The sequence below is a fragment of the Haliea sp. genome, assembly GCF_040222615.1.
GTDB lineage: Bacteria > Pseudomonadota > Gammaproteobacteria > Pseudomonadales > Halieaceae > Haliea.
On sequence record NZ_JAVKCQ010000053.1, the window covers coordinates 1 to 8,795 of the forward strand.

General features: G+C 60.8%; 8 protein-coding genes. 5 read left to right on the forward strand and 3 right to left on the reverse strand.

The annotated features are described in order from the left end of the window. The coding region (gene metH, locus RJQ10_RS04710) for a methionine synthase (RefSeq protein WP_350144135.1) at window positions 1-2,360 on the forward strand (2,360 nt) is incomplete at its 5' end. Between the two features lie 42 nt (window positions 2,361-2,402). After that, window positions 2,403-2,666, forward strand: a complete 264-nt coding sequence (locus RJQ10_RS04715; protein WP_350144137.1) for a DUF2970 domain-containing protein — start codon at window positions 2,403-2,405, stop codon at window positions 2,664-2,666. Here RJQ10_RS04715 and RJQ10_RS04720 read toward each other — a convergent pair. Then, complete coding sequence (locus tag RJQ10_RS04720) at window positions 2,663-2,779, reverse strand: methionine synthase (RefSeq protein WP_350144138.1); 117 nt, start codon at window positions 2,777-2,779, stop codon at window positions 2,663-2,665. The genes RJQ10_RS04715 and RJQ10_RS04720 overlap by 4 nt on opposite strands. 206 nt (window positions 2,780-2,985) lie before the next feature. Here RJQ10_RS04720 and RJQ10_RS04725 point away from each other — a divergent pair, with 206 nt between their 5' ends. Continuing rightward, window positions 2,986-4,650, forward strand: coding sequence for a nitrite/sulfite reductase (locus RJQ10_RS04725; protein ID WP_350144140.1), 1,665 nt, complete (start codon window positions 2,986-2,988; stop codon window positions 4,648-4,650). Further along, window positions 4,634-5,101, forward strand: coding sequence for a DUF934 domain-containing protein (locus RJQ10_RS04730; protein WP_350144142.1), 468 nt, complete (start codon window positions 4,634-4,636; stop codon window positions 5,099-5,101). The genes RJQ10_RS04725 and RJQ10_RS04730 overlap by 17 nt, the downstream gene beginning before the upstream one ends. Window positions 5,102-5,185: 84 nt before the next feature. Here the strand turns inward: RJQ10_RS04730 and RJQ10_RS04735 are convergent, their stop codons facing one another. Together RJQ10_RS04735 and RJQ10_RS04740 are read right to left on the reverse strand one after the other, a co-directional pair. Continuing rightward, window positions 5,186-6,115, reverse strand: a complete 930-nt coding sequence (locus RJQ10_RS04735; protein ID WP_350144144.1) for an electron transfer flavoprotein subunit alpha/FixB family protein — start codon at window positions 6,113-6,115, stop codon at window positions 5,186-5,188. Beyond that, the gene (locus RJQ10_RS04740; RefSeq protein ID WP_350144145.1) at window positions 6,112-6,864 is read right to left on the reverse strand and encodes an electron transfer flavoprotein subunit beta/FixA family protein; all 753 of its coding nucleotides are present in this window, start codon (window positions 6,862-6,864) and stop codon (window positions 6,112-6,114) included. Before RJQ10_RS04740 ends, RJQ10_RS04735 begins: the two co-directional genes overlap by 4 nt. A 270-nt stretch (window positions 6,865-7,134) precedes the next feature. On the opposite strand from RJQ10_RS04740, the gene RJQ10_RS04745 reads away from it, so the two are divergent. After that, a partial coding sequence (locus RJQ10_RS04745) for an electron transfer flavoprotein-ubiquinone oxidoreductase (RefSeq protein ID WP_350144147.1) occupies window positions 7,135-8,795 on the forward strand: 1,661 nt, incomplete at its 3' end.

The following is an 8,795-nucleotide window of genomic DNA, read 5'->3' on the forward strand; positions in this document are numbered from 1 at the left end:
TTGAGGCGGGGCTGCGCTGCATCCAGGGCAAACCGGTGGTAAATTCCATCAGCCTCAAGGCCGGGGAAGCGGAATTCATCGAGCAGGCGACCCTGTGCAAACGCTACGGCGCCGCGGTCGTGGTCATGGCCTTTGACGAGGATGGCCAGGCCGACAACCTGGAACGGCGCAAGGCCATCTGCCAGCGCTCCTGGGACCTGCTGGTGAACACGGTTGGCTTCAATCCCAGCGACATCATCTTTGACCCGAATATTTTCGCGGTCGCCACCGGGATCGACGAGCACAACAACTACGCGGTGGAATTTATCGAGGCCACGCGGTGGATCCGTGAGCGGCTTCCCGGCGCGCTGGTTTCCGGTGGCGTCTCCAATGTGTCCTTTTCCTTCCGCGGCAACAATGTCGTGCGCGAGGCCATTCACTCGGTGTTCCTGTACCACGCGATTCGCGCCGGCATGAACATGGGTATCGTCAACGCCGGTCAACTGGCGGTCTACGATGAGCTTCCCGGGGAACTGCGCAATGCGGTCGAGGACGTCATCCTCAACCGCCGCAACGATGGCACCGAACGCCTGCTTGAGCTGGCGGAGACCTACCGCGACAGCGGCACCGGCAGCGCCCGGGTGGAGGATCTCAGCTGGCGGGAAAAACCCGTCGGCAAGCGTATGGAGCACGCCCTGGTCAAGGGCATCAATACCTATATTCTCGAGGATGCCGAGGAGGCCCGGCAGCTCTTCGAGCACCCCATTGAGGTCATCGAAGGCCCGCTGATGGACGGCATGAACGTGGTCGGCGACCTGTTTGGCGAGGGCAAGATGTTCCTGCCCCAGGTGGTGAAGAGCGCCCGGGTCATGAAGCAAGCGGTGGCCTACCTGCAGCCCTATATCGAGGCGGAAAAGACCGACAGCAACCAGACCAACGGCAGGATTCTGATGGCCACGGTCAAGGGCGATGTCCACGACATCGGCAAAAACATCGTCGGGGTAGTGCTGCAGTGCAACAACTTCGAGGTAATCGACCTCGGGGTGATGGTGCACTGCGAAAAGATTCTCAGCGTGGCGCGCGAGGAAAAGGTCGATATCATCGGCCTGTCCGGCCTGATCACACCCTCGCTCGACGAAATGGTGCATGTCGCCCGCGAAATGCAGCGGCAGGACTTCCAGGTTCCCCTGATGATCGGCGGGGCCACCACCTCCAAGGCGCATACCGCGGTGAAGATAGAGCCGCGCTACCAGAACGATCTTGTGGTCTATGTGCCGGACGCCTCACGCAGCGTTTCCGTGGCCACCGCCCTGATGGGGCTCGGCAAGCCGAAGTTCGTCGCCGAGCGGCGCAGTGAATACACCGCTGTGCGCGAGCGCGTCGCGAACCGGCAGCCGCGCACCCGGCAGCTCCCCTACGCCGAGGCCGTCGCCCACGCCGCAGCCCTGGAATGGGACCAGTACACCCCGCCGCGTCCCAGCTTCATCGGTATTCAGGTGCTGGATGATTTCCCGTTGGAGAAACTGGTGGACACGATCGACTGGACTCCTTTCTTCATCTCCTGGGAGCTGGCGGGGAAATACCCGAAGATCCTGGATGACGAGGTGGTTGGAGAGCAGGCCAGGGAGCTGTTTGCGGATGCCCAGGCCATGCTGCGGAAGATCATTGATGAGAAACTGATCACGGCCCGCGGCACGCTGGGCTTCTGGCCGGCGGTGCGCCAGGGCAGCGACGACATCGACCTGTTTGCCGATGACAGCCGCAGTGAGGTTGTTGCCACCCTGCATCACCTGCGCCAGCAGATGGACAAGCCCAATGGCGAACCCAATTTCTGTCTCGCGGACTACGTGGCTCCCGCGGGCGCTGCGCCGGATTACATCGGCGCGTTCTGCGTCACTACCGGTCACGGCGTTGACGAACTGTCGAACCGCTTCCTGGCCGAGCACGATGATTACAACAGTATCCTGGTGAAGGCCCTGGCGGACCGCCTGGCAGAGTCGTTCGCCGAGTACCTGCACCGCTGGGTACGTACCGAACTGTGGGGTTACGCGCCGGATGAGCAATTGGACAATGCGGAATTGATCCGGGAGAAATACCGCGGCATTCGCCCTGCTCCCGGCTATCCGGCATGCCCCGACCATACCGAGAAGGCCGCCTTGTTCGAGTTGCTGCAAGCCCGCAACAATTGCGGCGTGACCTTGTCAGAGAGTTACGCCATGTCACCGGCGTCATCGGTCAGCGGGTTTTATTTTTCCCACCCGGATGCACGTTACTTTGCGGTGGGCAAAATCGGTCGCGACCAGGTCGCAGATGTCGCCCGACGCAAGGGCATGAGCATTGACGAAGTGGAGCGCTGGCTGGCACCGGTGCTGGATTACTGAGCGGCGCAATAACCGCAACAATTAACGACCTGGAGCAGGATCATGGCTGAACGCCGCGAACAACAGGACACACCATCAACGGACAAAGAGCAGGCCGGGAAGCAGGAGCACACCCGCCTGCGGCCATGGCATGTCATCAGCAGCGTATTCGCCGCCGGACTGGGGGTTCAGAGCAGCCGCAACCGGGAGCGGGATTTCAAGCAGGGCAAGGCCGGCGTGTTTATCGCCGCCGGCCTGATTTTTACGATCCTGTTCATTGCGGCTGTGTTCACCATTGTGCAGCTAGTGCTCAGCAGCGCGTCCTAGCCGGGCATTGCTGCCAGCCAGAGGTAGAGGGCAACAACCACAATGCTGATAATGGCGGTGGCGGCGATGGCGTCGGCAACGCCGTCGTCGTTGTGATCGGTTGATCCGGACATGCTGCAAGCTCCTGTATTGCGGGTGGGGCCGGCCCCGGGGCCAGCACGGTCGAGCGCAAGATTATATCAGGAAACCCCGTGATGCCAGCGTTCCCCACTGCAACAGATGGGTTCTAACCTTATAGAAAATCAGCATTAATAGCCTCCCGGTTTTCTGGTAATGTAGCGCCCTTTCACAACCCGCCCCTGCGCAACAGGACCCTTTGATGTATCAGTACGACCAATACGACCAACGCATCGTCGATGAGCGCGTAACCCAGTTTCGCGACCAGACCCGGCGCTATCTGGCCGGCGAGCTCTCCGATGCCGAGTTCTTGCCGCTGCGCCTGCAGAACGGCCTCTATGTCCAGCGGCTGGCGCCCATGCTCCGCATCGCCGTTCCCTACGGCCTGCTCAGCAGCACCCAGCTGCGCAAGCTTGCTCACATCGCCCGGCACTACGACAAGGGCTACGCCCATGTCAGTACGCGGCAGAACATTCAGCTGAACTGGCCGCAGCTGGAGGAAGTGCCGGATATTCTGGCGGAGCTGGCGAGCGTCCAGATGCATGCGATCCAGACCAGTGGAAACTGTATCCGCAACACCACCACCGACCAGTTCGCAGGCGTTGCCGCAGACGAACTGCAGGACCCGCGCCCCTGGTGTGAAATCATCCGCCAGTGGTCCACCCTGCACCCGGAATTTGCCTTTCTTCCCCGCAAATTCAAGATTGCGGTATGCGCCAGCAAGCAGGACCGGGCCGCCATCCACGCCCACGACATCGGCATTGAGCTGCTAACCAATGGCGCCGGTGACTACGGCTTCAAGGTACTGGTCGGGGGCGGTCTCGGCCGCACCCCGGTCATCGGTTCGGTGGTCTGCGAGTGGGTGGACAGTCAACATCTTCTTACCTACCTGGAGGCCATCCTGCGGGTCTACAACCAGCACGGTCGCCGCGACAACAAATACAAGGCGCGGATCAAGATCCTGGTCAAGGCCATGGGCGTCGAGGCCTTCCGGGAGGCGGTCGAACGCGAATGGGTGACGCTAAAGGACGGCCCCAGCACACTCACCGACGAGGAGATCGCGCGCGCCAAATCCTTTTTCACTACTCCACCCTACGCCAGCCTTGACGGGGCAGAGACTGCAAAAGCCCTGCGCGAGCGCTGCGCAGCCGACCCCATCTTCGGTAATTGGGTGGCGCGCAACACCACGGCTCACCGCGCTCCGGGCTATCGCGCCGTCACCATCTCACTCAAGGCAACCGGGGTGGCCCCGGGAGACGTCACCGACCGCCAGCTGGAACTGCTGGCGGACCTCGCGGACCAATTTTCCTTTGCTGAACTGAGAACCACACACCAACAGAATATGGTGCTGGCCGACGTCGAGGAGACGGCGCTTTACACGCTCTGGCAGCAGTTACAGGGCGCCGGGCTGGCGACACCCAATATCGGCTACATCACCGATGTGATCTGCTGCCCCGGGGGCGACTACTGCTCACTGGCCAACGCCAAGTCCATCCCGGTTGCGGAAGCCATCCAGGCCCGCTTCGAGGATCTCGACTATTTGTATGACCTCGGTCCGATCGAACTCAATATCAGCGGCTGTATGAACGCCTGTGGCCACCATCACATCGGCCACATCGGCATCCTCGGGGTCGACAAGAAAGGCGCTGAGTTCTACCAAATCAGCCTGGGCGGCAGCCAATCCAAGGAGGCTGCTATTGGCAAGATCCTGGGGCCCTCCTTCGGCCAGGAGGACGTGCCGGATGTGGTCGAGAAAATTCTCGATAGCTACGTGAACCTGCGCGAGGAGGAGGAAACCTTCCTGCAAACCTTCAACCGGGTCGGAATCGAACCCTTCAAGGAGCGGGTCTATGCCAAGACTCATTAAACAGGGCCAGATAACCAGCGATACCTGGCTGCCACCAGCCGCGGATGCCCCCGCCGCCCCCGACTCGCACCTGCCCAACCTGAGCCAGTGGCTGTCCCTGGCCGACAAGACCGGTTCCGCAGTGCAATTGGAACCCGGTGACGGAATTGCCGAGCTGTTGCCGGCGCTGGATACCATCCACCTGATTGCAGTGAGCTTCCCCCTGTTCACCGACGGTCGCGGTTTCTCCTATGCGCGCGAACTGCGCGAGCACGGTTATCGCGGGGAACTGCGCGCGGTCGGTGCGTTTCTACCCGACCAGATGCACTACCTGCGCCGCTGTGGTTTCGACGCATTCCAGTTCAGCGACGAATCCCGTCTCGAGGAGGGGCTGCGGCAGCTGGATATCTTCTCCGAGCACTACCAGGGCGCTATCGATGAGCCGCGGCCGCTGTTCCGGCGTCGCAACTGAGACGACCTGCGCCCTCCTTCTCGCAACGCAGCAACAAAAAAGCCGGCTTGGAGCCGGCTTTTTTGTATCCTGGGAACCCGCTCCTCAGAGCGCAGCTTCCAGTTCCGGCAGCGCGTTGAACAGATCCGCTACCAGGCCGTAGTCGGCCACCTGGAAGATCGGCGCGTCCTCGTCCTTGTTGATGGCGACGATGACCTTGGAGTCCTTCATGCCCGCCAAATGCTGGATGGCACCGGAAATGCCGACGGCGATATACAGGTCCGGGGCAACGATCTTGCCCGTCTGCCCAACCTGCATATCGTTGGGCACAAAGCCGGCATCCACAGCCGCCCGGGAGGCGCCTATCGCAGCGCCCAGCTTGTCGGCAATGCCGTCCAGGAGTTTGAAGTTATCGCCATTCTGCATGCCCCGACCGCCGGAGACTACCACCGGGGCGGCGGTCAGTTCGGGCCGGTCGGATACCGCCACTTCCTGGCCGACAAAGCTGGATATGCCCGCATCGTGCACGGCGGACACCGCTTCAACGGTGGCCGAACCGCCCTCTGCCGCAACCGCGTCGAATGCGGTGGTACGGACAGTGATGACTTTCTTGGCATCGCTGGTCTGGACCGTGGCAATGACGTTACCGGCATAGATGGGACGCTTGAAAGTGTCGGCAGATTCAACGGAGATGATGTCGGAAATCTGGGCGACATCCAACAGGGCCGCAACGCGCGGCAGGGTGTTCTTGCCGTTGCTGGTCGATGGCGCGACGATATTGTCGTAGCTGGCCGCGACCTCGGCGATCAGCAGGCTGACATTTTCCGCCAGCTGGTGTTCGTAGGCAGCGTTGTCAGCCAGCAATACCTTGCCCACACCGGGGATGGCTGCCGCCTGGTCGGCTACCGCACTGCAGCCGGCACCTGCCACCAGGATATCGATACCCGCGCCCATGGCCTGTGCGGCGGCTACCGCATTCAGGGTTGCCGGCTTGAGACTGCTGTTGTCGTGCTCTGCAATTACCAGTGTGCTCATGAGATTACCTTCGCCTCGTTTCTCAGTTTGTCGACCAGCTGGGCGACATCCTCGACCTTGATGCCCGCCTTGCGCTCGGGTGGCGGCTCGACCTTGACCTGGGTAATGTGGCGGGTAACTTCAACGCCCAGGTCAGCAGGTGTAAACACGTCCAGCTGCTTCTTCTTGGCTTTCATGATGTTCGGCAGCGAGGCGTACCGCGGTTCGTTCAGGCGCAGGTCGGTAGTGACGATCGCCGGCAGGCTCAGGCTGATCGTCTGAAGGCCGCCATCAACCTCACGAATAACATTAAGTTTGTCGCCTTCGACCTTGATTTCAGAGGCAAAAGTCCCCTGAGGCATATTGGTGAGCGCGCCCAGCATCTGCCCGGTCTGGTTGTTGTCGCCGTCGATGGACTGCTTGCCCAGAATGACCAGCTGGGGCTGCTCTTTCTCCACCACGCCCTTGAGCAGTTTGGCTACCACCAGAGGCTCCACACGACCCTCTGTTTCGACGTGAATGCCGCGGTCGGCACCCAGCGCCAGCGCGGTCCGGATCTGCTCCTGGCAGGGCTTCTCGCCCACGGAAACCGCGATCACTTCGGTAGCAACGCCGGCCTCCTTGAGGCGAACGGCTTCTTCGACCGCGATTTCGCAGAATGGATTGATGGCCATCTTGACGTTGTTCAGATCAACATCACTACCATCACCCTTGGCACGAACCTTGACGTTATAGTCAACGACGCGCTTTACGGCAACAAGAACCTTCATAGGAATTCCAATGCTAGTTTCAGGTGGGTTGCAGGGACCGGAGCACTAGTGGCGGGCCACTGGGTTTAGTTCGGGCGGCTATGTTGCCGCCAAAGCCACGGCAGGTCAATAGCATCGGAGCACAGCAGGATAAACCGTGGCGGACACAACATGGATAAGCGGTATCAGTCGCATTTATGGTCTTTAACCTTTAAAAATTATATACTTGCAGGGCTTTTATCAGTCTGAAATTCAATAGCTAGTAAGCCCCCGCAACCAGAGGATGCTGCCGTGGAACGTGAATCAATGGAGTTTGATGTCGTGATAGTAGGCGCCGGGCCAGCGGGTCTGTCCGCTGCCTGTCGCATCATGCAACTGGCCCAGGAGCAGGAGCGCGAAGTCACCGTCTGCGTGGTGGAAAAGGGCTCCGAGGTCGGCGCCCATATCCTCTCCGGAGCCGTGCTGGAGCCACGCGCCCTCGCGGAACTCTTCCCCAACTGGGCGGAGATGGGGGCACCGTTGAATACCGCGGTGACCGAGGACCGCTTCTTCTTCTACACCAGCGCCAGCAAAGCCGTGAAGCTGCCCAACTTCATGATACCGAAACCCACCCACAACGATGGTAACTACATTGTGTCCATGGGCAACGTCTGCCGCTGGCTGGCCGAACAGGCCGAAAACCTGGGCGTTGAGGTCTACCCCGGCTTTGCCGCCGCGGAGGTGCTTTTTCACGCCGACGGCAGCGTCAAGGGTATCGCCACCGGCGACATGGGCATCGGCGCTGACGGTGGCCAAAAGGACAGCTACACGCCAGGCATGGAGCTGCACGCCAAATACACCCTCTTCGCCGAGGGTTGTCGCGGTCACCTGGGCAAGCAGTTGATTGCCCGGCTGGGACTGGACGAGGGCAAGGATCCGCAGCACTACGGCATAGGCATAAAGGAAATCTGGGAGATTCCCGCCGATAAACACCAGGAGGGCCTGGTCGTGCACGGCCTGGGTTGGCCGCTGCAGGAAAATGGCGCCAGCGGCGGCGCTTTCCTCTATCACGCGGAAAACAACCAGGTCTACCTGGGCCTGATCACCGATCTCAATTACAGCAACCCGCACCTTAGCCCGTTCGAGGAGTTCCAGCGCTGGAAGCACCACCCGGAAACCATCAAGTACCTGGAGGGCGGCTCGCGCATCAGTTATGGTGCGCGCGCCATTGCCAAGGGCGGCTTCAACTCGCTGCCGAAAATGCATTTCCCCGGCGGTCTCCTCATCGGCTGCGATGCGGGCACGTTGAATGCAGTAAAGATCAAGGGCAATCACACCGCAATGAAGAGCGGCTTGCTGGCGGCAGAGGCTGTAGTGGAAGCGCTCGCCCAGGGTGAGTCGGCGCCGGCGGACCTGACCACGTTCGCCGACAAGGTGCAGCGCTCCTGGCTGCACGAAGAACTGTACACTACCCGCAACTTCAGTGGCTTCATGCACAAGTTCGGCTTCCTGTTCGGCTCTGCCATGGTGTGGGTTGACCAGACCATTTTTGGCGGCAAGCTTCCCTTCACGCTGTCCGATTCAGTGCCGGATCACGCCACCCTGAAACTCGCCAGCGCGAGCAAGAAACCGGTCTATCCAAAGCCGGACAACAAGATCAGCTATGATCGCCTGTCCTCGGTGTTCCTCTCCAATACCAACCACGAAGAGGACCAACCCTGCCACCTGACCCTGATCGACCCTGACGTGCCGCTGGCAAAGAATCTGCCGCAGTTCGACGAGCCAGCACAGCGGTACTGTCCTGCGGGTGTGTATGAAATTGTTGAGGACGCCAAGGGACAACGATTCCAGATCAATGCCCAGAATTGCGTCCACTGCAAGACCTGTGACATCAAGGACCCGGCACAGAACATTGTCTGGGTGACCCCGGAGGGGTTCGGCGGGCCCAACTACCCGCACATGTACCCGGCCCG

Coding starts and splice junctions, on each gene's coding strand:
- RJQ10_RS04720 (WP_350144138.1), bottom strand. CDS start 2,779: ATGTCCGGATCAACCGATCACAACGACGACGGCGTTGCCGACGCCATC.
- RJQ10_RS04725 (WP_350144140.1), top strand. CDS start 2,986: ATGTATCAGTACGACCAATACGACCAACGCATCGTCGATGAGCGCGTA.
- RJQ10_RS04740 (WP_350144145.1), bottom strand. CDS start 6,864: ATGAAGGTTCTTGTTGCCGTAAAGCGCGTCGTTGACTATAACGTCAAG.
- RJQ10_RS04735 (WP_350144144.1), bottom strand. CDS start 6,115: ATGAGCACACTGGTAATTGCAGAGCACGACAACAGCAGTCTCAAGCCG.
- RJQ10_RS04730 (WP_350144142.1), top strand. CDS start 4,634: ATGCCAAGACTCATTAAACAGGGCCAGATAACCAGCGATACCTGGCTG.
- RJQ10_RS04715 (WP_350144137.1), top strand. CDS start 2,403: ATGGCTGAACGCCGCGAACAACAGGACACACCATCAACGGACAAAGAG.